This is a genomic window from Citrobacter sp. CK199, assembly GCF_030333285.1.
GTDB lineage: Bacteria > Pseudomonadota > Gammaproteobacteria > Enterobacterales > Enterobacteriaceae > Citrobacter_B > Citrobacter_B koseri.
On record NZ_JAOWGF010000027.1, the window covers coordinates 1 to 23,716 of the forward strand.

A 23,716-nucleotide genomic window follows, 5' to 3' on the forward strand; every position below is an offset into this window, starting at 1 on the left:
GGTCTCCCCATGCGAGAGTAGGGAACTGCCAGGCATTAATTAAGTGAAGAGGCCATCCTGAGGGATGGCCTTTTTGCGTTCATGCGCCCGGGCGCAGCCGGATGACGCTGCGCTTATCCTGCCTGCAAAAAACCTGTGCTGCCCGTGTACTATCGTCCCAGCCAACGCAAAACAAATGTAGCGATCTGTGGTATATCATTGATATCTAATAGCGGGACATCCAGGGAAAGCGGAATGTCGCTGGCGACGGCGATCACATGTTCATCAATGGTCAGCTCATCCACTTCATGCCCACACCCCTGTCGGAATAATAAGATCTTCGCCACCGCTTCGTGTTTAAAACCTTCAACAAGCACTATATCCAGCTTAGAAGCATCCATTCGACTCACCAGATACGTTAAATCCAGCTCAGGTTCTTCCGGTGTTTCTGTCATCAGCGCCCAACGTTGCCGACTGGCGACAAGCGTTTGTGCTGCGCCTGCCTTGCGTAACTCGTAACTGTCTTTGCCGGGCTTATCTACGTCCATATTGTGATGGGTATGTTTAATTAATCCTGGGCAAACCCCTCTGGCGCATAACGCTGGAATCAATTTCTTGAGCAGCGTAGTCTTACCGGTGCCGCTCCATGCGGCTATGCCGAGTAGTGGGATCATGATTTCTCCTGCCATCTGGCGAGTTCTTCCGGCGTGTTCACATTCACAAATGCCTGCTTAAAATCACTGAAATCAACAGCATGACCACCGGCCTGGCGCATAAAGACCATGACCCGCCGTTCACCTGACCGGAGATACTCCTGTAAGAAAGGTGCTACGGATCGATTAACCAGTGCAATTGTCGGGTGGTCCCGCTCGCCGTCGTGAACCCATACGACAGGCGCGTTATTACGCTGAGCTTTTAAACGCGCAACCAGATCGCGGGGAATGTAAGGCGTGTCGCAAGGGCAAAACAGAAACCAGTCTCCCTTCTCTTGCTGTAAAACAGACAACATACCCGCCAGAGGACCCGGAAAATCGGCCAGTGAATCGGGGATCACTTTCAGACCGCTTTGTTGATAAATATCCTGATGACGATTCGCGTTAATCACGACGGTTTCAAGCTGAGACGCCAGCGTATCAGCAACATGCTTCCAGAGTGGTTTGCCATCCAGCTCAAGCAGACCCTTATCTGCCCCCCCCATTCGCCTGGCCTTACCGCCTGCCAGCACAACCCCCGTTATTGCACTCTCCAGATTCACTGATATCGCCTCTTTTATTGTGGGATTGACCCTGCTAACGTATCTACATCAAATTAAGGAGCACAGCCATGAAATGTAAACGCCTGAATGAAGTCATTGAACTCCTGCAACCAGCCTGGCAGAAAGAGCCCGATCTTAATCTGCTGCAATTTTTACAGAAACTGGCGAAAGAGTCAGGTTTTGACGGTGAACTGGCGGATTTAACCGACGACATTCTGATCTATCACCTGAAAATGCGTGACTCCGCAAAAAATGCGGTGATTCCTGGCATTCAGAAAGATTATGAAGAAGATTTCAAAACAGCGCTATTACGCGCACGCGGCGTGATTAAAGAGTAAAACCTTGTAAGCGGCGCCACCGAAATCGCCACAAAATGATATCCTGAATCATTCGTAGTATTTTCCGGATGATGGGATGAACGATAACGCTTTTACTTTCCAGACATTACACCCGGATACCATCATGGATGCGCTGTTTGAACAGGGAATCCGGGTGGATTCCGGTCTTACCCCGCTCAACAGCTATGAAAACCGCGTCTATCAGTTTCAGGACGAAGACCGTCGGCGCTTTGTCGTTAAGTTTTATCGCCCTGAGCGTTGGTCTGCCGATCAAATACGGGAAGAGCATCAGTTTGCACTGGAACTGGTAAAAGATGAGGTGCCGGTTGCGGCGCCGCTTGTCCTCAATGGGCAGACGCTACTGAACCACCAGGGATTCCACTACGCGATTTTCCCAAGCGTCGGTGGGCGACAGTTCGAAGCGGATAATATCGATCAGATGGAAGCGGTAGGACGCTATCTGGGTCGCCTGCATCAGACTGGGCGTAAACACCCTTTTGCCTTCCGGCCGACAATGGGCCTGGAAGAGTATCTCATTGAACCTCGTAAACTTTTCGAAGGCGCATCACTGATTCCCTCGGGGCAAAAAGCGGCTTTCCTGAACGCGACGGACACTCTTATTGCCGCCGTTACCGAACGTTGGCATACCCGTTTTGAGACGCTGCGTTTACACGGGGATTGTCATGCCGGAAATATCCTCTGGCGTGATGACCCGCTGTTTGTTGATTTAGATGATGCCCGCAATGGCCCTGCCGTTCAGGATCTGTGGATGCTGCTGAATGGCGATAAAGCCGAGCAGCGGATGCAGCTTGAAACGATTATCGAGGCTTATGAAGAAGTTAGCGAGTTCGATACTGCTGAAATAGAACTTATTGAGCCTTTACGCGCGATGCGTTTGGTTTATTATCTTGCCTGGCTGATGCGTCGCTGGGCTGATCCTGCGTTTCCTAAAAATTTCCCGTGGTTAACCGGGGAAGATTACTGGCAACGGCAGACTGCGACATTTCTTGAGCAGGCAAAAGTGCTGCAAGAACCCCCTTTACAATTAACGCCAATGTATTAAACGGACACATCAGGAGAGAGTTGATCATGAAAAAGATTTGGCTGGCGCTGGCTGGTATGATTTTAGCTTTTAGCGCATCGGCAGCGCAGTTCAGTGATGGTAAGCAATACATCACACTGGATAAGCCCGTTGCTGGCGAGCCTCAGGTTCTGGAGTTTTTCTCCTTCTACTGCCCGCACTGCTATCAGTTTGAAGAAGTGCTGCACGTTTCTGATAACGTGAAGAAAAAGCTGCCTGAAGGCACCAAAATGACCAAATACCACGTTGAGTTCCTGGGCCCATTGGGTAAGGACCTGACGCAGGCATGGGCTGTGGCGATGGCACTGGGCGTAGAGGATAAAATCACTGCGCCGATGTTTGAAGCAGTACAGAAAAACCAGACCGTTCAGTCTGCTGCCGATATTCGCAAAGTATTCGTTGATGCGGGTGTGAAAGGTGAAGACTACGATGCGGCATGGAACAGCTTCGTGGTGAAATCACTGGTTGCACAGCAAGAAAAAGCGGCCGCTGATCTCCAGCTTCAGGGTGTACCGGCGATGTTTGTAAACGGCAAATATCAGGTTAACCCGCAAGGGATGGATACCAGCAGCATGGACATCTTCGTACAACAGTACGCCGATACCGTGAAACATCTGGTTGAAAAGAAATAAAAAAATCGCCGGTCATTGACCGGCGTTTTTGTTTTCCGCTTTAATCTTTTCTATCTGTTCGTCTTTTTCATTCCAGAGTGCATTCAACCAAAGCTGGAAACGGCGTTTGAATCCTTTGTCATTCACATAGTCACCGTGCAGCTCTTCTTTAATCGGCTCCAGATCGATACGTACCACGATGCGCGTCAGTTTACCGCTCAACATATCGTAGAATGGTTTCCGATCGTTTTCCGGGTAGCAGAGGGTAACGTTGAGCAGCTTATCGAACTGAGACCCTAATACGTTTAGCGCCATCGCGATCCCCGCCGCTTTTGGTGGGAGAAGGTTTTTATATGGCGAGCGAGTTTGCCGACGTTTCTCTTCGGTAAAACGCGAACCTTCGACAAAATTTACGATCGTTGTGGGATGCGCGCGAAATTTCTCGCAAGAACGGCGGGTTGTTTCTACATCTTTACCGCGTTGTTCGGGATGACGGAGCAAATAAGCGCGCGAGTAGCGTTTCATAAACGGCATATCCAGCGCCCAGCAGGCCAGGCCGATAAACGGCACCCAGGCCAGCTGCTGCTTAAGAAAGTATTTGTTCATTGGAATGTGCTTACGGAACAGAACGCAAAGCACCACGATATCGGCCCAACTGTGATGGTTACAAATAAGCAGATACCAGTTTTTCTTGTTCAGGCCTTCCAGCCCTTCCACGTCCCATTTAAGCCACGGATTGAGATGCAGCAGCAGCGCCAACCCTTCACACCAGCAGTACATCATGAAATTACAAAAAACGGATACCTTGCGCCAGACGACAGGAATGGGCAAAAGGAGCTTCACGATCCCGGCAAGGATGATCGGCACAGAACAAAAAATAGTGACCAAAATGGTCAATACGATACTCAGCAACAGCGTTATCGCAGCGAGTATTCTTGTCATAATTAAATTATTCAACGGGTTAGCCATAAATAGTGCGCGAAAGAGACGCAAGGGGCTGATTTTATCAGAAAACGCATCAAATGACGGGTCTTAGCGAAACAGAAAAAATATTGATATCTATCCACACACTGAGATAACGCTGAATAATGGGATAAAGTTCTGGTGATTTAATTAACATATTGAAAAATATGATTAAGTTTAATGAAAATTAAATCATCAGAATGAAATTAAATGAAATGTAATAATTTATGCACAAAGTTATCCACAGCGCGCTTTGCGAGCGATCCAGAAGATCTACAAAACTTTTTCGACAAATGCGGCGAAAAACTCATGTTTTCATCCTGTCTGTGGCATCCTTTACCCATAATCTGATAAACAGGCACGGACATTATGGTTCAGATCCCAGAAAACCCACTTATCCTTGTAGATGGCTCATCTTATCTCTATCGCGCGTATCACGCCTTTCCTCCTCTGACGAACAGCGCAGGGGAGCCTACAGGGGCGATGTACGGTGTTCTCAACATGCTGCGCAGCCTGATTATGCAGTATCAGCCGACGCATGCCGCAGTGGTATTTGATGCCAAGGGTAAAACCTTCCGTGATGAGTTATTCGAACATTACAAATCGCATCGCCCGCCGATGCCTGATGACCTGCGTGCGCAGATTGAACCGCTGCATGCGATGGTAAAAGCGATGGGCCTGCCGCTGCTGGCCGTTTCGGGCGTGGAAGCGGACGACGTTATCGGTACGCTGGCGCGTGAAGCCGAGAAGGTGGGCCGTCCGGTGCTGATCAGCACCGGTGACAAAGATATGGCCCAGCTGGTGACGCCAAATATCACGCTGATTAATACCATGACCAATACGATTCTGGGCCCGGATGAAGTCGTGAACAAGTACGGTGTTCCACCCGAATTGATCATCGATTTCCTGGCGCTGATGGGCGACTCTTCCGATAACATTCCTGGCGTGCCGGGCGTGGGTGAAAAAACCGCTCAGGCGCTCCTTCAGGGGTTAGGCGGGCTGGATACCCTGTATGCCGAATCAGATAAAATTGCGGGCTTAACCTTCCGTGGCGCGAAAACCATGGCCGGGAAGCTTGAGCAGAATAAAGAGGTGGCTTACCTCTCTTATCAACTGGCTACCATCAAAACGGATGTCGAACTGGAGCTAAGCTGCGATCAGCTTGAAGTACAACAACCAGCGGCTGAAGAGTTGCTTGGCCTGTTTAAGAAATATGAATTTAAGCGCTGGACCACCGATGTGGAAGCGGGTAAATGGCTACAGGCGAAAGGTGCGAAGCCCGCAGCAAAACCGCAGGAATCCATTGTTATTGATGAAACGCCAGACGTGCCTGCGACCGCGCTTTCTTACGATAACTACGTCACTATCCTGGATGAAGCGACGCTGGAAAGCTGGATTGAGACGCTGAAAAAGGCGCCCGTTTTTGCATTTGATACCGAAACGGACAGCCTGGATAACCATGCGGCGAATCTGGTTGGTCTCTCTTTTGCTATTGAACCGGGCGTGGCGGCCTATGTTCCTGTGGCGCATGACTACCTGGATGCGCCCGATCAGATTTCCCGCGAGCGAGCGCTGGAGCTATTGAAGCCGCTGCTGGAAGATGAGAAGGCGCGTAAGGTTGGGCAAAACCTGAAGTACGATCGCGGCGTATTGCAAAACTATGGCATTGAGCTGCGCGGTATTGCTTTTGACACTATGCTCGAATCCTACATCCTGAACAGCGTTGCTGGCCGCCATGATATGGACAGCCTGTCCGAACGCTGGTTGAAGCATAAGACCATCACTTTTGAAGAGATTGCCGGTAAAGGCAAAAATCAGCTGACCTTTAACCAGATTGCCCTGGAAGAGGCCGGACGTTATGCCGCAGAAGATGCGGACGTTACGTTACAGCTGCATTTGAAAATGTGGCCAGAGCTACAGCAGTACAAAGGGCCGCTGAATGTCTTCGAGAATATCGAAATGCCGCTGGTGCCGGTGCTTTCCCGCGTAGAGCGTAACGGTGTAAAAATCGACCCTGCCGTGCTGCACAAGCATTCAGAGGAGATCACGCTGCGTCTGGCGGAGCTGGAGAAGAAGGCGCATGAGATCGCCGGAGAAGAATTTAACCTCTCTTCTACCAAACAGTTGCAAACCATTCTGTTTGAAAAACAGGGTATTAAGCCGCTGAAGAAAACGCCGGGCGGTGCGCCGTCCACCTCGGAAGAGGTGCTGGAAGAGCTGGCGCTGGACTATCCGCTGCCGAAGGTGATTCTGGAATATCGCGGGCTGGCGAAGCTGAAATCGACCTACACCGATAAACTCCCGCTAATGATCAACCCGAAAACCGGGCGAGTGCATACCTCTTATCATCAGGCGGTGACCGCGACGGGGCGTTTATCGTCTACCGATCCTAACCTGCAAAATATTCCGGTACGTAACGAGGAAGGGCGCCGTATTCGTCAGGCGTTTATCGCTCCGCAAGATTATGTCATCGCATCAGCGGACTACTCGCAGATTGAACTGCGTATTATGGCGCACCTTTCCCGCGATAAAGGTCTGTTGACAGCCTTTGCTGAAGGAAAAGATATCCACCGGGCGACGGCTGCTGAAGTGTTTGGACTGCCGCTGGAGAGCGTTACGGCTGAACAGCGCCGCAGCGCCAAAGCGATTAACTTTGGTCTGATCTACGGCATGAGCGCATTCGGTCTGGCGCGTCAGCTCAATATTCCGCGCAAAGAGGCGCAGAAGTACATGGATCTCTACTTCGAACGCTACCCTGGCGTACTGGAATATATGGAACGCACGCGCGCTCAGGCAAAAGAGCGAGGTTATGTTGAAACGCTGGAAGGGCGTCGTCTCTACTTGCCGGATATTAAATCCAGCAATGCTGCACGTCGTGCCGGTGCGGAACGTGCCGCCATCAACGCTCCGATGCAGGGGACGGCAGCAGACATCATCAAGCGCGCTATGATTGCCGTTGATAAATGGCTGCAAGATGAACAGCCGCGCGTGCGTATGATCATGCAGGTACACGATGAACTGGTGTTCGAAGTGCATAAAGATGATCTCGACGTGGTATCGAAAAAGATCCATCAACTGATGGAAAACTGCACGCGTATTGATGTGCCGTTGCTGGTGGAAGTGGGTAGCGGCGAAAACTGGGATCAAGCGCACTAAGGCTTTACTGAATAACGCGCTTTTTTCGTAACTAAGCAACATAAGATAGAACGTTTTGTGATGATCATTAGAATTCCCTATGTAAAGAATGAAAAAAAATTACAAAAAGTGCTTTCTGAGCTGCTCAAAAAAGAGTAAAGTTATTCGCGTAGGGTACAGAGGTAAGATGTTCTATCTTTCAGACCTTTTACTTCACGTAATCGGATTTGGCTGAATATTTTAGCCGCCCCAGTCAGTAATGACTGGGGCGTTTTTTATTTTGCTCGTCATACTTCAAGCTGCATACGCGTTGGCTTCGAATTATTCGGCTCATCCATGAGCCTCACCCTTACGGGCCGCCGCTTCGCGGCGTTCAAATCTGTTCCAGACAGATTTGTCGCTCACCCTAGTCACTTACTTATGTAAGCTCCTGAGGATTTGCTGTGTTGCCGCCTTAGAGCAAGAATAAAGAACTGTAGGCCGGATAAGACGCGCAGCGGCGCCATCCGGCATATCGGTGGGTTATTCCCCGTCCTGCGTCTCTTCTACGGGAGCTAGATCGTTAAACCAGCTATCCAGTTTCTGACGTAATTTATCCACGCCTTGCTTCTTCAGGGAAGAAAACGTTTCTACCTGCACATCGCCGTTAAAGGCCAGTACTGCTTCACGCACCATATTCAGCTGCGCTTTACGTGCGCCGCTGGCCAGTTTGTCCGCTTTGGTGAGTAAAACCAGAACCTGAATGTTGCTCTCTACGGCCCACTGGATCATCTGCTGGTCGAGATCTTTTAACGGGTGACGGATATCCATCAGTACCACCAGGCCTTGCAGACTCTGACGTTTTTCCAGATATTCGCCTAGCGCGCGTTGCCACTTACGCTTCATCTCTTCCGGGACTTCTGCATAGCCATAGCCGGGCAGGTCAACCAGACGTTTGCCTTCAACCACCTCAAACAGGTTGATGAGCTGAGTACGGCCCGGTGTTTTGGATGTACGCGCCAGACTCTTCTGATTCGTAAGCGTGTTCAGCGCGCTGGATTTGCCTGCATTGGAACGGCCAGCAAAAGCCACTTCGATTCCGGTATCGGAAGGTAAATGGCGAATATCAGGCGCACTCATCACAAAGTGCGTCTGTTGATAATTCAAATTAGTCAAAGCGGTCGTCTCCGTCAGTCAAAGCTTTGCAGCGATTATACCTGAACAGCGGCAAAAGACGGATTTTTCAGCATGGGGATGTGTGTAAGCTAAAACCATGCTCTTTGTGAGATATTGCCGATTGTTCTTATGCGAAATTTCAGAGTAAGCGCAGGTCAAAAATTAAGATAAAATAATAAAATCATAACGTTATGTTTCAGGCAATATTCTGAAAAGTGGACATTCGCGTTTCGATTACTTGTGCGTTTATGCCAGAAGAGTAAAGTAGCATCCATAGCGAGGAAGCTGTCAGGATTACGACTCAGGATGAGGGTCAGGAGCGCCAGGAGGCGAAGACGCAGGATTTGTCAGGAAGACAAACGTTCGGAGACGTTAGTAAAAGGAAATGGAAACAACACGGAATGTTTCAGGCTAAGGGAAAAACAGGGCGTGTTGGTAGCCAACAGGGATCGTAGAGCCCGTTAGGGTTGTTAGACAGCAAAAAAGGCGACAGATTACTCTGTCGCCTTTTTTCTTTATAGGGTTTCTGCTAGATTCCGCGGCAAATGAAACTCGTCATACTTCAGGTTGCATGTGCGTTGACTTCCTGCAACTCGAATTATTTAGAGTATATACTGACTAAAACAGCCAAAGACGAATCACTATGAAATCAACTTCTACACCACGCGGTAAAGGTCCCGCAAAAGCGCGTCGTAAAACACGCGAAGAGCTGAATCAGGAAGCGCGCGACCGTAAGCGTCAGAAAAAACACCGTGGTCATGCGGCGGGGAGCCGTGCGACAGGTGACAACGCGGCTTCAGGCGGTAAAAACCAGAACAAGCAGAAAGATCCACGTATTGGCAGTAAAACCCCCATTCCCCTGGGTGTGACCGAAAAAGTCACCAAACAGCACAAACCGAAGAGTGAGAAACCTATGCTTTCACCGCAGGCTGAGTTGGATTTACTGGAAACGGATGAGCGCCTGGATGCGCTGCTGGAACGTCTGGAAGCAGGCGAAACTCTGAGTGCGGAAGACCAAACCTGGGTAGATGCCAAACTGGATCGTATTGATGAGCTGATGCAGAAGTTGGGCCTCTCTTATGATGACGACGAAGAAGAGGAAGAGGACGAAAAGCAGGAAGATATGATGCGCCTGCTCCGGGGCGGCAACTAACGGGTTTACACCGTGGGCCTTCCCGTCCTGCTTATAACCCTTCCGGTTGTATGTTATCTGGTGTGGTTATTCGTTAAACTACAGCGGTTGTCGCGGCGACAGAAGTGGCTGCGCAACCGGTTTATTACCCGTAGTGGGGTAAAGCCGGTACGCCGTACCCGCCAGCGACGCCATCGGAAGGAGTGAGCATGTCTGAACAGTTGATAGACTGGGATCTGGCCCTGATCCAGAAATATAACTATTCCGGGCCACGATATACCTCGTATCCCACAGCGCTGGAGTTTTCGGAAGACTACGGCGAAGAGGCATTTCAGCACGCTGTGGCGCGTTACCCTGAACGTCCGCTGTCTCTGTACGTTCATATCCCGTTTTGCCATAAATTGTGCTACTTCTGCGGTTGCAACAAGATTGTGACCCGCCAGCAGCATAAGGCCGACCAATATCTCGATGCGCTTGAACAAGAAATTATTCATCGCGCGCCGCTGTTTGCCGGACGTCGCGTTAGTCAACTGCACTGGGGCGGCGGAACGCCAACGTACCTGAATAAAGCGCAAATCAGTCGGTTAATGACGCTTCTGCGTGGAAACTTTCATTTTAACGACGACGTCGAAATCTCGATCGAAGTCGATCCCCGTGAAATTGAGCTGGATGTGCTCGATCATTTACGCGCGCAAGGGTTTAACCGCCTGAGTATGGGAGTGCAGGACTTCAATAAAGACGTTCAGCGTCTGGTTAACCGCGAGCAGGATGAAGAGTTTATCTTCTCGCTGCTCAATCATGCGCGCGAGATAGGCTTCACCTCGACGAATATCGATCTGATTTACGGGCTGCCAAAGCAAACGCCGGAAAGCTTCGCCTTTACGCTCAGACGCGTGGCAGAGCTGAGCCCCGATCGCCTGAGCGTCTTTAACTACGCTCATTTGCCCACGTTATTCGCCGCTCAGCGCAAAATCAAAGAGGCTGACCTGCCCAGCGCGCAGCAAAAACTCGATATCCTGCAAGAGACCATCTCGTCGCTGACGGAGACGGGTTATCAGTTCATCGGGATGGATCACTTTGCCCGCCCGGATGACGAACTGGCCGTTGCCCAGCGTGAGGGCGTTCTGCATCGTAACTTCCAGGGCTATACCACTCAGGGCGATACGGACCTGCTGGGGATGGGCGTTTCCGCCATCAGTATGATTGGCGACAGCTACGCGCAGAACCAGAAAGAGCTGAAGCGCTACTATCAGCAGGTGGATGAGCTGGGGAATGCGTTATGGCGTGGCATTGTGCTGACCCGCGATGACTGCATTCGTCGGGATATTATTAAGTCGCTGATCTGCAACTTCCGTCTCGATTACGCAGCGGTTGAACAGCAGTGGGATCTCAACTTCGCGGCGTACTTTGCGGAAGATTTAGCGCTGCTGGCGCCGCTGGCGAAAGATGGGCTGGTGGATGTGGATGATAAGGGGATTCAGGTTACGCCGAAAGGCCGTCTGCTGATCCGTAACATCTGTATGTGCTTTGATGCTTATCTGCGCCAGAAAGCGCGGATGCAGCAGTTCTCACGGGTGATTTAGTGGCGTTGCCCGGTGGTGCTACCGCTTACCGGGCCTACAAGTTAACATCAACCGTAGGTCGGATAAGCGGTAGCGCCATCCGGCACGCATTTAGCTAAACAGCCCAACCAGCGCTGCACACAGCACTGCGGCAACCGCAGTTTGTGGCGTGTGGCTGTCGACCGCTCCGCTCGATACCAGATTGATTAATGATTCCAGCATGATGATTCCCCCTGTTTTCCGGGCATGATCATACTCAACTCATCGGAACAGTAAAGCGCAAAATAACGGCAATTTGCGCTTAAATATTAATCTTTACACAACGACGAATCGTCACTCCATACCCAGCTCTTTTAGCTTGCGAGTCAGGGTGTTACGACCCCATCCCAGCAGCCGTGCCGCTTCCTGTTTGTGCCCCTGGGTATGACGCAGCGCGGTGGTTAACAGCGTACGCTCCAGCTCAGGCTGCGCTTCAGAAAGCAGGTTTTGATGACCGGAACGCAACGCGCGATCCGCCCACTGCGCCAGCAATGTGGCCCAACTGTCTGACTGTATGTGCGACTGGCTGTCTGGCACCGTGGCTTCAAACAGCTCGCCGGGTAAGTCCTGAATTAGAACCTCCTGTCCGGCGGCCATCACCGTTAACCAACGGCAGGTATTCTCCAGTTGACGCACGTTGCCAGGCCAGGCCAGACGCGTCAGCGCCGCTTCTGTTTCCGGGTGGAGCAATTTGGCTTCGACGCCCAGCTCGCGGGCAGCCACTTGCAGGAAATGCCGCGCCAGGCGTGGAATATCTTCCCGGCGCTCGCGCAGCGGCGGCAAATGTACGCGAATCACGTTCAGGCGGTGGAAAAGATCTTCACGGAACTTACCTTCCTGTACGCGTAATTCCAGGTTCTGATGGGTGGCGGCGATAATCCGCACATCAACCTTCACCGGCGCATAGCCACCAACGCGGTAAAACTGCCCATCGGCTAAGACGCGTAGCAAACGCGTCTGCACATCCAGCGGCATATCGCCGATCTCATCGAGAAACAGTGTGCCGCCGTCGGCCTGCTCAAAGCGCCCCTGACGAATGGTATTCGCCCCGGTGAACGCCCCTTTTTCATGACCAAACAGTTCGGACTCGATCAAATCCTTCGGAATAGCCGCCATATTCAGGGCGATAAAGGGAGCTTTAACGCGTGGGCTATGGCGATGCAGCGCATGGGCGACCAGCTCTTTACCGGTCCCGGACTCGCCGTTGATCAGCACGCTGATAGACGAGCGTGAGAGGCGGCCAATAATGCGAAAGACATCCTGCATCGCGGGCGCTTCGCCGATGATATCGGTTGTCGGGCCGTTGATCTGGACATTGCGCGGCTGTTGCTGCTCCTGATAATGGCTGATCGCGCGTTCAACCAGCGCGACCGCTTCGTCAATATCAAAAGGCTTTGGCAGATAATCAAACGCGCCTTGTTGATAAGCGCTGACGGCGGCATCAAGATCGGAATGCGCCGTCATTATGATGACCGGAAGCATGGGGTGACGCTGTTTGATCTGTTTTAACAGCGCCAGTCCGTCCATTCCCGGCATACGGATATCCGACAGCAGGACATCCGGCGTTTTACTCGCCAGCGCGTCCAGCACTTCGTTGCCGCTTTCAAATGTGGTGCAATGTAATCCCGCCCCGGCGAGCGCACGTTCAAGCACCCAACGGATGGAACTATCGTCATCGACTACCCAGACTATCCCTCGTTGCATAAACGTCACCTTTATTTCCTGATAGGCAGGTAAACCGAGAACTCGGTATGACCCGGCCAACTGGTAAATTCAATTTTGCCGGAATGCTGATCAATCAAATTACGGGCAATGGATAAGCCCAGCCCGGTGCCGCCTTCGCGACCGCTGACCATCGGGTAAAACAGCGTGTCCTGTAAATGGGACGGAATACCCGGCCCGTTGTCCTCAACGTCGATGCGCGCCGCCAGGCGATAACGCACGCCATGCAGCGTCAGCTGGAATGCGGTACGGGTACGCAGAATGATTTCACCGCCTTCCGGCCCTAACGCCTGTAAGGCGTTACGCACGATGTTCAGCAGGACCTGTTCAATCTGGTCCGGGTCGTGAGGCAGTTCTGGCAGACTGGGGTCATAATCACGAATCAGCGTGACGTTCTCCGGCAGCTCCATCGACACCAGTGCGACGACGCGTTCTGCGACTTTGTGGATACTCTCCGTGACGTGCATACCCGGCTGTTGCGGCCCCAGCAGTCGGTCAACCAGATTACGCAGCCTGTCGGCCTGCTCAATAATGACTTTGGTGTACTCCAGCAACGCCGGGTCAGGCAGGGCTTTACTGAGCAGCTGGGCCGCGCCGCGTAAACCACCAAGCGGGTTTTTGATCTCATGCGCCAGACCGCGCACCAGGTCGCGGGCGGCGATTTGCTGGGCATGCTGAAGCTGTTCCTGGCTCAGGCGACGCTGGTTATCCATCGGCGCCATTTCCAGCAGGATGAAGTTATCCGGCAGGCGCTGGGCGGTTAACGAGAGAATATGAGAGCGCCCGTCGATCACCAGCGTGACTTCGTTGTCCGTAAATCCCTGACCTGCTTCCAGGCTTTCGCGCATCAGCCCAATATTTAATGAAAAATAGCTCAACAGCTCAGGCAGCGGCGTACCAAACAGCTTGCGGGCGCTTTGGGCGAGCAGCTGTTGTGCGGCCGGGTTGGCGTAATGCACCGCCAGCTCGTCGTCGACCAGTAAAATGCTGTTGATTAAAGAATTGAGGATCTGCCCAGCATCGGGCTGCGTGCCTGTTGCCATTTAGCAGTCTCCTGGAATAGTTTGCACCAATTTAGTGCATTATAGCTTTTTACGTGTAAAAAGCGCGTGGGATCAGAACGTTGGTGGAGAAAAAAGCCCATCGTGTGATGGGCTACAGATGAGTGGCAAACGTTGTGCCGGATGGCGGCTTTGCCTTATCCGGCCTACAAGGTGATGTTACCGGTAGGCCTGATAAGCTTGCGCCATCAGGCGTCTTATCATTCGCCATCAATCTCAAACCTGCCTGAACAGGCTAAAAGTTCCACGGCAACTCAACGATTAAACGCTGTAGTACAGCTCAAACTCTACCGGGTGCGGCGTCATGCGCACGCGGTCATTTTCTTCAATGCGCAGGGCGATGTACGCGTCGATCGCTTCATCAGTGAACACGCCGCCTGCTTTCAGGAATTCGCGGTCAATATCCAGCTCGTTGAGCGCTTCTTCCAGAGAGCCTGCAACCTGTGGGATCTCTTTCGCTTCTTCCGGCGGCAGGTCATACAGGTTTTTGTCCATCGCTTCGCCTGGGTGGATCTTGTTCTTAATACCGTCAAGACCCGCCATCAGCAGAGCGGCAAAGCACAGGTACGGGTTTGCAGCCGGGTCCGGGAAGCGCACTTCGATACGACGCGCTTTCGGAGAGGCCACAACCGGAATACGGATAGAGGCAGAACGGTTACGGGCGGAGTAGGCCAGCATGACCGGTGCTTCATAACCCGGAACCAGACGTTTGTAGGAGTTGGTGGTCGGGTTCGCCAGGGCGTTGATCGCTTTTGCGTGTTTGATTACGCCGCCGATGTAGTACAGCGCCTGCTCAGACAGACCCGCATATTTGTCGCCGGAGAACAGGTTAGTCCCGTTTTTGGACAGGGACATGTGGCAGTGCATACCGGAACCGTTATCGCCGAACATCGGTTTTGGCATAAAGGTCGCAGTTTTACCGAAACGGTGAGCGACATTGTGCACAACGTATTTGTAGATCTGAATTTCGTCCGCTTTTTTGGTCATGGTGTTGAAGCGGGTTGCCACTTCGTTCTGACCTGCGGTTGCCACTTCGTGGTGGTGTGCTTCTACAACCAGACCCATTTGCTCCATAACGGAACACATTTCAGAACGGATGTCCTGAGAAGAGTCTACCGGCGGAACCGGGAAGTAACCGCCTTTTACTGCCGGACGGTGACCTTTGTTGCCACCTTCGTACTGGGTGGAGGAGTTCCATGCGCCTTCGATATCGTCGATAGCGACGTGGGAACCGGAGATAGAAGAACCGAAGCGGATATCGTCAAACAGGAAGAACTCTGGCTCTGGCCCGAACAGAACGGTGTCTGCGATGCCGGTAGAGCGCAGGTACTCTTCCGCGCGCTTGGCGATGGAACGCGGGTCGCGATCGTAACCTTGCAGGGTGCCTGGCTCCAGGATGTCGCAACGAATAATCAGCGTAGAATCAGCGTAGAACGGGTCAATGACCGCAGTGGATGCGTCCGGCATCAGAACCATGTCGGATTCGTTGATACCTTTCCAGCCACCGATCGAGGAGCCGTCAAACATTTTGCCTTCTTCAAAGAATTCGGCATTCACCTGATGAGCAGGAATCGTGACGTGCTGTTCTTTACCTTTGGTATCGGTGAAGCGCAAATCAACAAACTTCACTTCATGCTCATTCAGCATCGTCAAAACGTGTTCAGCGGACATACTTAACTCTCCCGGATTGGTCATTGTCGTCGTGGTAACGAAGTCTTCAATTCTGCAAAAATTGGCCGTGTCGCCGTAAAAAATACAAAGCGAAATCTGTGCCAACTTTTAAATTGCCCCTAAAAGGCGTTATCATGCGCACCATCGTGCAAAAGGGCCGCACCATAGTGGATATGTTGCACCAATATAGTGCTTTAATGTGAACATTAAGCACCATGTTGGTGCAATGGACAGTGAGTGACCCTTTTAACGCTCCGTGAAAGCGATCACAAAGAAACTCTGCAATACTTGTTTGCGGAGGATCTCTGTGATCCTGTTTTGTAGTGCGATTAATCCGTGTACAATAACGCGCTATTTCTAATGCCTGAGGCAAAGTTGTGATCGAAAATTTGCGTAACATCGCCATCATCGCGCACGTTGACCACGGTAAAACTACCCTGGTCGATAAGCTGCTACAGCAATCCGGTACGTTTGATGCGCGTGCCGAAACTCAAGAGCGTGTGATGGACTCCAACGATTTGGAGAAAGAGCGTGGGATTACCATCCTCGCTAAAAACACTGCTATCAAATGGAATGATTACCGTATCAACATCGTTGATACCCCAGGACACGCCGACTTCGGTGGTGAAGTTGAACGTGTAATGTCCATGGTAGACTCCGTGCTGCTGGTGGTTGACGCATTTGACGGCCCGATGCCGCAGACGCGCTTCGTGACCAAAAAAGCCTTTGCTCATGGCCTGAAGCCGATTGTTGTTATCAACAAAGTTGACCGTCCTGGCGCGCGCCCTGACTGGGTTGTAGACCAGGTATTCGACCTGTTCGTTAACCTCGACGCGACCGACGAACAGCTGGACTTCCCGATCATCTACGCTTCGGCGCTGAACGGTATCGCAGGTCTGGATCACGAAGATATGGCGGAAGACATGACCCCGCTGTATCAGGCGATCGTTGACCACGTACCGGCACCGGACGTTGACCTGGACGGCCCGCTCCAGATGCAGATCTCTCAGCTGGACTACAACAACTATGTTGGCGTTATCGGCATTGGTCGTATCAAGCGCGGTAAAGTGAAGCCGAACCAGCAGATCACTATCATCGATAGCGAAGGCAAAACCCGTAACGGTAAAGTGGGCAAAGTGCTGACTCACCTGGGTCTGGAACGTATTGATAGCGACCTGGCGGAAGCGGGCGATATCATTGCAATCACCGGTCTGGGCGAGCTGAACATCTCCGACACCATCTGCGATCCGCAGAATGTTGAAGCGCTGCCAGCGCTGTCTGTTGATGAGCCGACCGTTTCTATGTTCTTCTGCGTAAACACCTCTCCGTTCTGCGGTAAAGAAGGTAAATACGTGACCTCTCGTCAGATCCTTGAGCGTCTGAACAAAGAACTGGTACACAACGTTGCGCTGCGCGTTGAAGAAACCGAAGATGCGGACGCGTTCCGTGTATCCGGTCGTGGTGAACTGCACCTGTCCGTTCTGATTGAAAACATGCGTCGTGAAGGTTTCGAGATGGCGGTTTCCCGTCCGAAAGTTATCTTCCGCGAAATCGACGGCCGTAAACAGGAGCCGTACGAAAACGTCACGCTGGACGTCGAAGAGCAGCACCAGGGTTCTGTGATGCAGGCGCTGGGCGAGCGTAAAGGCGACCTGAAAAACATGAATCCAGATGGCAAAGGCCGCGTACGTCTCGACTACGTGATCCCAAGCCGAGGTCTGATCGGTTTCCGTTCAGAGTTCATGACCATGACCTCCGGTACGGGTCTGCTGTACTCCACCTTCAGCCACTACGACGATATCCGTCCGGGCGAAGTGGGCCAGCGTCAGAACGGCGTACTGATCTCCAACGGTCAGGGTAAAGCGGTTGCGTTCGCACTGTTCGGTTTGCAGGATCGCGGTAAGCTGTTCCTGGGTCACGGCGCGGAAGTTTACGAAGGCCAGATCATCGGTATTCACAGCCGTTCTAACGACCTGACCGTAAACTGCCTGACCGGTAAGAAACTGACCAACATGCGTGCGTCTGGTACTGACGAAGCAACGGTTCTGGTTCCGCCGATCAAGATGACCCTGGAGCAGGCTCTGGAGTTCATCGATGACGACGAACTGGTAGAAGTGACTCCAACCTCTATCCGTATTCGTAAACGTCACCTGACGGAAAACGATCGTCGTCGTGCAATGCGTGGCGCGAAAGAAGAGTAATACGGGCTTACAAAATCGGCCTGATAACTCCGATTCGTAGGCCGGATAAGGCGTTAGCCGCCATCCGGCAACAAAAAGCCGCTGATTTCAGCGGCTTTTTTATTATCCTGTTCAGAAGAAATATTTTACCCCGACACGAATCTGGTTTTGCTCCCGATGGTAGGGCTCCACATTGCGATCCAACCAACGTAACTCTAAGTACGGCAGCCAGTTCTGGTTAATCCGGTATCTGAAAGTATTGGTAATTTCCCAGTGGTGTTTGGTTCCGTTGCTGCTGTTAAAATCATTCACATTATAAAAATAGTGTGGCTCAAAGGTATAAGAAAATTTATCAGTAATGATGAAATTCCAGTAGTTGCCGATTTCATAGCTATCGTTATTATCTAATTCACCATTTAAATCAGTAGAACTGTAGTTATTATGGTTGTAACGGTTACGAACCGTCAGGTTAAACCACGGCGTGAATTTATAATTGACGTCCAGATAAACAGCGCCGCCAGAACCGATGCTTTTATCGTTTATCAGACCACCGGGTTGAATGGTTAACCGGTCCGTCGGTTTAAATAACGGATACCAACCCTCAATTTCATTATAACCATGCTTTAATTCATCATCACGCTGTAGCGTATAGGTGTTGGTCAACATAATTCCAGCCCCCATATCGGAGTTGTAGCCAACGCGCAGCATGAATTCCATTTGATCGGATGCCAGATTATAGGCCTCGCGGTTTTCCACATAAGCGCCCGCAAAAACAGAAGTGGAGATAACAGAGGATAACAGCATTATTGTGTTCAACGTTTTCATAGTAAATCCATTTTTTAAGCGTAGGGAGCCGCTATCCATCGAAATGGATAGAGCGGCAATTATTTTATTTAATTAGAACAGAGGTTTTTTAATGGCTTACAACGCCGGTTTGTATCGATTGTTTCTTTCGTTGGCTAATTTCCTCAATAATAAAAGCAAAACGTTTTTCATTGAGCTTATAAAAAAAGCCCATTGTGAGTGCGGCGATAATCGCCAGGCCGCATGGCCAGAGAAATATCAGCTGACGCAGGCCAAGTAACGTCTCCGCGCTTTGCGCTATGTTCGGCACGTAGCCAATTTGCGTCAGCATAATGCCGGGCAAGAAACCCGCCAGCGCCGCAGAAATTTTTCGTGAGAAGGTATAACCGGTATAGACCGACCCTTCCGCACGAATACCTGTTTTCCATTCGCCGTAATCGACCGTATCAGGAACCAGCGCCCAGTTCAGGCTGTTAACGAACGCGGTGCCGAAAAACGCCATGCAGGAGAAGATCACGAACAGGAAAGAGGTTCCACCCCAGAGAAAGTTCAGCACATCGCCGATAGCCCACAGCGTCAGGCCGCCGAGATAGACCTGCTTTTTCCCAAACCGTTTTACGGTTACGGGCACCAGCAGTACGCCGACCAGAATGCACCCCATACTGAAAAATCCCATCCATGACAGCAAATGGATGTCGTTCAGCACGTACTGGGTGTAATAGACCTGAATCGCCAGTTTGATGTTAAACGCGGCCAGCGTACATAAGTTGGCCACGCAGAGCACCAGCAGCGGCGGATTGCGGAAAATCGCACAGAAGGATTTAAGAATGCTGGGCTTATGGTGAGCCGGAACGATATCGATATACCGTTCTTTCACCCCGCTGAAACACCACCACATACTGAACAGGCCGCAAACGGAGAAAATCAACGCGGCTACCAGATAACCCAGAGAAGATGACTGGGTAAAGAGCGCCTGAATCGGCATAAAGCCAACGGTACACAGCAACAGACCGAGCGTTGCGCCGCCCTGACGCCATGCTGCGAGTTGGGCGCGCTCATGCGGGTTTCTGGTGATAGCGGGCACCATCGCCCCGTATGAGCAATTCATCAGGCTGTAAAACAGGCCAAACAGCATGAACAGTACGGTTGCCAGCGCTGTTTTGACCGTCAGTGTAAAATCGGTGGCGAGAAACTGCGCGCTGGCAACCAGCGCGACAGGAAATGATGCATACAGAATGAAAGGGCGAAACTTACCTTTAGCGCCAATATGACGACGGGAATCCAGCAGCACTCCCGTCAACATATCGGTGAACGCGGTAAAGAACTTCGCCACCAGAAAGATAATCCCACCGTAATATGCGGGCATCCCCAGTTCATCGGTATAAAACTTAAGCAGATACAGCGTACCGATACACAGCATCAAATTTGAGCCGAAGTCACCCATGCCATAGGCATATTTTTCCCGTAGGCTCAGTTTTAGCGTCAGCGGATCATGGTCAGACATAATCGCTCCTCAATAACGCCCCGAAGGGCGCCTTTATTATCATTGTTAAGCCGTTTGTTTACGGGCTTCTATCTCTTCAACGATGCGGACATACATCTTCTCGTTGAGGTTGTAGAAACACCCCATTGCGATGATGGTTATCACCGCCAGCGCGCACGGATAAATAAAGATCAGCTGCCGCAAACCTTCGACAGTACCTGCCGATTGCACCACATTGGGCACGTAGCCGATTTGGGTCAGCATCCAGCCGGGGAAGAAGCCCGCCAGCGCCTGAGACACCTTACGGAAGAAGGTAAAACCGGTGTATACCGTTCCTTCTGAACGCACGCCGGTGCGCCATTCACCGTATTCCACCGTGTCGGAGACCAGCGCCCAGTTCAGGCTGTTCACAAACGCTGAACCGAAAAACGCCAGGCAGGAAAACGCGACAAAACTGACCGAGCCGCCGCCAAAGAAGTAGTTGAGAAGATCGCCGATAACCCAAACCAGCAGGCCGCCGATGTAGACCTTTTTCTTGCCGAAGCGTCTTACCGCGCCGGGCATTAAAAAGACGCCGATAAAAATGCAGCCCATGCTGAAAAAGCCCATCCAGGAGAGGAGGATCGGGTCATTCAGTACGTACTGGGTGTAATACACCTGGATCGCCAGCTTAACGTTGAAAGCGCCCAGGGTGCAGAGATTCGCGATACATAAAATGAACAGCGGACGGTTCCCGGCAATGGCGCGAAACGACTGGAGCAGCCCCGGTTTTTCGGTCGCTTCAACCGGTTTTACCTCCACATAACGCTCTTTGACGCCTGCGTAGCAGAGCCACATAAACAGCAGGCCAAACAGTGAGAACAGCGTGGCGGCGAAAATATAGCTTAGCTGTGCGTTCCCTTCGATCAGATTCATCACCGGAACAAAACCGACGGTGCACAGCAGCAGGCCGAGCGTGGCGCCGCCCTGACGCCAGGCGGCAAGCGAGGCGCGCTCATCCGGGTTTTTGGTAATGGCGGGCACCATCGCGCCATACGAACAGTTCATCATGCTGAAGAACAGGCCGTACAGCATAAACAGCACCGTCGCCATCACCGTCTTACCGGTGATTTCAAACGGCGTGCCGACAAAGTTGGCGATGGCCAGCAGGGTCACCGGAAACGCGGCATAGAGCACGAACGGACGGAACTTGCCTTTCGGGCCGATTTTACGCCGCGAGTCGAGCATAATCCCGGTGCCCATATCGGTGAAGGCGGTAAAGAATTTGGCGATCAGGAAAATAATACCGCCATACGTGCCCGGTAGACCCAGCACATCGGTATAAAACTTAAGTAAATAAAGCGTACCAATATCCAGCAGGATATTGGAGCCTAAATCACCCATCCCATAGGCAAGTTTTTCTTTAAACGGCAAGCGTAGGGTCGCCGGATTTGATGACGTTTGACTCATTATTTTTCTCCATATGCCCGTGAGTTTCCCCACGGGCGAGCCGTATTAGATAGTGCGTAAAGAGGCAAACAGAGATGCCCACTCGCTCTCTGCACGGTAAAAGACCGGAGGCTTGCCGAGCGGCGCGTCCACGGTAATCTCGCCGCCGCGAAGCGTTTCGCCCGTCCACGCGTTGATCCAGTTATCCTCAGGCAGATATAGCGTCCAGTCGCGGCGTCCTTGTTCGTGGACCGGCGCAACCAGCAGGTCGCGACCCAGCAGATACTGATACTTCAGGGTGTAGGTCTGCGCATCGTCCTCGTAGTGCAAGAACAGCGGGCGCATGACCGGCAGACCGGTTCTGGCGTTCTGCGCCACCGCCTGTTTGAGATACGGTTTCAGGGTGGTAAAGACGGTTGTCATACGGGCAAAGTGGGCGATGGTTTCCGCGTCGCCATCAAACTGCCAGTTATCGCCGGGGCGGTTCCCTTCGTGGGTACGCATCATCGGGGTGAAGGCGCTGAAGTCACACCAGCGCAGCAGCAGCTCTTTGCTGCGCTTCATGTCGAACAGGGTGGTATAACCGCCAATATCGCTGTGATGCAGACCGTGACCCGTCATCGCCAGCGACAATGCGGCAGGCACCACGGAGGCGAGACCGTCGTCCAGACTCCAGTCGACGTTCTGATCGCCCGCCCACATCATGGTGGAGTATTTCTGGCTGCCGGTATAACCCGCACGCATAAAGAACAGGATCTCGCCCAGCTTGCCGGTCTCTTGTAGCGCTTCGTAGTTACATTTCGCCCACAGCGCCGGCCAGGCGTTATGCATAATTTCCGCGCTGACGCCGTTATGCAGGTAAGTGTCGGTTGGCAGGTATTCCCCGAAATCCGCCATCCAGCCGCCGCAACCCAGCTCAATCATGTTTTTCTTGATGACATTCTTGAACCAGTCATAGGCTTCAGGATTGGTCAAATCCACGACGCCGCCATAAAACTCGCCGAACTCAACCAGATAGTCATCGCCCGCAGCGTCTTTTGCCAGATAACCGTGTCTGGCTGCTTCGGCGCAAAGATCTTTATCGCTGGCGACGTAAGGATTGATGTAGGAGAGGAACTGCACGCCTTCTTCTTGCCACTGCTTGATACGGGTATCCAGTTGCGGATAGTTGTCGCTGTTCCACTTCCAGTTCCACATCACGCGTTTGCCGAAAGAGGTCATGCGGATGCCGGACCAGTCCTGCGCCCAGATGCCATTCACCTTCACGCCTGCGTTGCGCATGGTGTCCAGCTTCTGCTGGCAGACGTCGGTGCCGCCCTGAATGCCGAGCGTCACGCCGTCGTAAACCCAGTCCGGCAACACCGGCTGGCGGCCTAACAGCGCCGTCAATTTTTCCAGCAGGGCGATGTAGCTGTCGGCGCATTCAAAACGCAGGGTGGCGTTGTCTTCCCATAGCGCCAGTTCATGGTATTCCGGCGCGCTAAAGTCGAAATTCATGTAGCAGCTGTTATCGACGTGGCAGTAGTACTTTTGCGTGCTGACAAAAGTGGGCTGTGGGAAAAAGGTCCAGTAGTAATCCCCGCCCGCGTTTTCTTTGCAGTCCGCCTGCCAGGTGACATAGCTGTTTTTGTTACGCCCGACGCCTTGTTCGCTGGTCCAGAGCGGGAAAGGCTTGCCGCGCAAATCGAAATAAGAGAACTGTTCGCCGCAGCCATAGATGTGATCTTCTGGCTGGGCGGCCAGGCGTAACCAGATGCGGTTATGGGTAAGAGCGCTGTTTTGCAGTTTCAGCGTCAGGCGGCCCGCCTCATCGGTGGCGATGTGTAACGCCGCGCTGATGGCATCGCCGCGATTGAAATGGATCAACCAGCCATCCGGGGACTGGCTTATCGTTGCGTCAGTCAGCGCGATTTTCTCATTCAGCTTATCTTTTATGCTGAAATTACCGCGAAACATGTCGATATCGGCGACGCCGGCGCCGATCCACAGGCAGGGATTTTCTGCGCTGTGGGATAGCAGCAGACGATCTTGCCAGCTCAGGGTGAAGCCGTCATCGGTTGTTGTCAGGGTGATATTGTGTAGGGTATGCATAAGTTTTCTATCCTCAATGTTGCCGG

The 23,716-nt window shown here is 52.0% G+C and carries 20 protein-coding genes and 1 pseudogene; 9 read left to right on the plus strand and 12 right to left on the minus strand.

Features of this window, described 5'->3' with window-relative positions; translation table 11 throughout:
- Positions 1–149 precede the first annotated feature (149 nt).
- Both mobB and mobA read right to left on the minus strand, forming a co-directional pair.
- Positions 150–653, minus strand: coding sequence for a molybdopterin-guanine dinucleotide biosynthesis protein MobB (gene mobB, locus OGX75_RS13935; RefSeq protein WP_115626163.1), 504 nt, complete (start codon positions 651–653; stop codon positions 150–152).
- Positions 650–1,234, minus strand: coding sequence for a molybdenum cofactor guanylyltransferase MobA (gene mobA, locus OGX75_RS13940; RefSeq protein WP_012133953.1), 585 nt, complete (start codon positions 1,232–1,234; stop codon positions 650–652). Before mobA ends, mobB begins: the two co-directional genes overlap by 4 nt.
- 68 nt (positions 1,235–1,302) lie before the next feature.
- Here mobA and OGX75_RS13945 point away from each other — a divergent pair, with 68 nt between their 5' ends.
- The 3 genes from OGX75_RS13945 (at position 1,303) to dsbA (ending at position 3,285) form a co-directional block, all read left to right on the plus strand.
- Entirely contained in the window at positions 1,303–1,572 is a 270-nt protein-coding gene (locus OGX75_RS13945) for a YihD family protein (RefSeq protein WP_286450876.1), read from the plus strand.
- A 76-nt stretch (positions 1,573–1,648) separates the two neighbouring features.
- On the plus strand, positions 1,649–2,635 hold the full coding sequence (locus OGX75_RS13950; protein WP_286450877.1) for a serine/threonine protein kinase: 987 nt from the start codon (positions 1,649–1,651) through the stop codon (positions 2,633–2,635).
- 26 nt (positions 2,636–2,661) lie between these two features.
- Positions 2,662–3,285: a thiol:disulfide interchange protein DsbA gene (gene dsbA / locus OGX75_RS13955; protein WP_012133950.1), complete on the plus strand. Its 624-nt coding sequence runs from the start codon at positions 2,662–2,664 to the stop codon at positions 3,283–3,285.
- A 12-nt stretch (positions 3,286–3,297) separates the two neighbouring features.
- On the opposite strand, the gene yihG is transcribed toward dsbA, so the two are convergent.
- Entirely contained in the window at positions 3,298–4,233 is a 936-nt protein-coding gene (yihG, locus tag OGX75_RS13960; RefSeq protein WP_047459928.1) for a 1-acylglycerol-3-phosphate O-acyltransferase, YihG family, read from the minus strand.
- Positions 4,234–4,596: 363 nt separating this feature from the next.
- Here yihG and polA point away from each other — a divergent pair, with 363 nt between their 5' ends.
- Together polA and spfP are read left to right on the plus strand one after the other, a co-directional pair.
- Complete coding sequence (gene polA, locus OGX75_RS13965) at positions 4,597–7,383, plus strand: DNA polymerase I (protein ID WP_049009351.1); 2,787 nt, start codon at positions 4,597–4,599, stop codon at positions 7,381–7,383.
- Positions 7,384–7,549: 166 nt separating this feature from the next.
- Entirely contained in the window at positions 7,550–7,597 is a 48-nt protein-coding gene (spfP, locus tag OGX75_RS21325; protein WP_071892919.1) for a small protein SpfP, read from the plus strand.
- A 287-nt stretch (positions 7,598–7,884) separates the two neighbouring features.
- Here the strand turns inward: spfP and yihA are convergent, their stop codons facing one another.
- Positions 7,885–8,517, minus strand: a complete 633-nt coding sequence (yihA, locus tag OGX75_RS13970) for a ribosome biogenesis GTP-binding protein YihA/YsxC (RefSeq protein WP_024130677.1) — start codon at positions 8,515–8,517, stop codon at positions 7,885–7,887.
- A 240-nt stretch (positions 8,518–8,757) separates the two neighbouring features.
- On the opposite strand from yihA, the pseudogene OGX75_RS13975 reads away from it, so the two are divergent.
- The 3 genes and pseudogenes from OGX75_RS13975 to hemN all read left to right on the plus strand — a co-directional run bounded on the left by OGX75_RS13975 (position 8,758) and on the right by hemN (position 11,232).
- Positions 8,758–8,982, plus strand: a pseudogene (locus OGX75_RS13975) (hypothetical protein).
- A gap of 178 nt (positions 8,983–9,160) precedes the next feature.
- Positions 9,161–9,670, plus strand: coding sequence for a Der GTPase-activating protein YihI (gene yihI, locus OGX75_RS13980; RefSeq protein ID WP_012133944.1), 510 nt, complete (start codon positions 9,161–9,163; stop codon positions 9,668–9,670).
- Between the two features lie 188 nt (positions 9,671–9,858).
- On the plus strand, positions 9,859–11,232 hold the full coding sequence (gene hemN / locus OGX75_RS13985) for an oxygen-independent coproporphyrinogen III oxidase (RefSeq protein WP_071259434.1): 1,374 nt from the start codon (positions 9,859–9,861) through the stop codon (positions 11,230–11,232).
- 90 nt (positions 11,233–11,322) lie between these two features.
- Here hemN and OGX75_RS13990 read toward each other — a convergent pair whose 3' ends face one another.
- The 4 genes from OGX75_RS13990 to glnA form a co-directional block, all read right to left on the minus strand.
- A complete protein-coding gene (locus tag OGX75_RS13990; protein ID WP_096753919.1) occupies positions 11,323–11,433 on the minus strand; it encodes a YshB family small membrane protein in 111 nt (36 codons plus the stop codon).
- Positions 11,434–11,544: 111 nt separating this feature from the next.
- Positions 11,545–12,954, minus strand: coding sequence for a nitrogen regulation protein NR(I) (gene glnG, locus OGX75_RS13995; protein WP_012133942.1), 1,410 nt, complete (start codon positions 12,952–12,954; stop codon positions 11,545–11,547).
- Positions 12,955–12,965: 11 nt separating this feature from the next.
- Complete coding sequence (gene glnL / locus OGX75_RS14000) at positions 12,966–14,015, minus strand: nitrogen regulation protein NR(II) (RefSeq protein WP_047459914.1); 1,050 nt, start codon at positions 14,013–14,015, stop codon at positions 12,966–12,968.
- Positions 14,016–14,294: 279 nt separating this feature from the next.
- A complete protein-coding gene (gene glnA, locus OGX75_RS14005; RefSeq protein ID WP_024130676.1) occupies positions 14,295–15,704 on the minus strand; it encodes a glutamate--ammonia ligase in 1,410 nt (469 codons plus the stop codon).
- A gap of 377 nt (positions 15,705–16,081) precedes the next feature.
- Between glnA and typA the strand changes: the two genes are divergently transcribed.
- Positions 16,082–17,905, plus strand: a complete 1,824-nt coding sequence (gene typA, locus OGX75_RS14010; protein WP_012133937.1) for a ribosome-dependent GTPase TypA — start codon at positions 16,082–16,084, stop codon at positions 17,903–17,905.
- 111 nt (positions 17,906–18,016) lie between these two features.
- Here typA and ompL read toward each other — a convergent pair whose 3' ends face one another.
- The 4 genes from ompL to OGX75_RS14030 form a co-directional block, all read right to left on the minus strand.
- On the minus strand, positions 18,017–18,709 hold the full coding sequence (ompL, locus tag OGX75_RS14015) for a porin OmpL (RefSeq protein WP_024130675.1): 693 nt from the start codon (positions 18,707–18,709) through the stop codon (positions 18,017–18,019).
- A gap of 88 nt (positions 18,710–18,797) precedes the next feature.
- Entirely contained in the window at positions 18,798–20,192 is a 1,395-nt protein-coding gene (locus OGX75_RS14020) for an MFS transporter (RefSeq protein ID WP_012133935.1), read from the minus strand.
- A 45-nt stretch (positions 20,193–20,237) separates the two neighbouring features.
- Positions 20,238–21,620 (minus strand): MFS transporter, encoded by a 1,383-nt coding sequence (locus tag OGX75_RS14025; RefSeq protein ID WP_012133934.1) that lies wholly within the window; start codon positions 21,618–21,620, stop codon positions 20,238–20,240.
- Between the two features lie 45 nt (positions 21,621–21,665).
- Entirely contained in the window at positions 21,666–23,690 is a 2,025-nt protein-coding gene (locus tag OGX75_RS14030) for an alpha-glucosidase (protein WP_115615286.1), read from the minus strand.
- Positions 23,691–23,716: the final 26 nt, after the last annotated feature.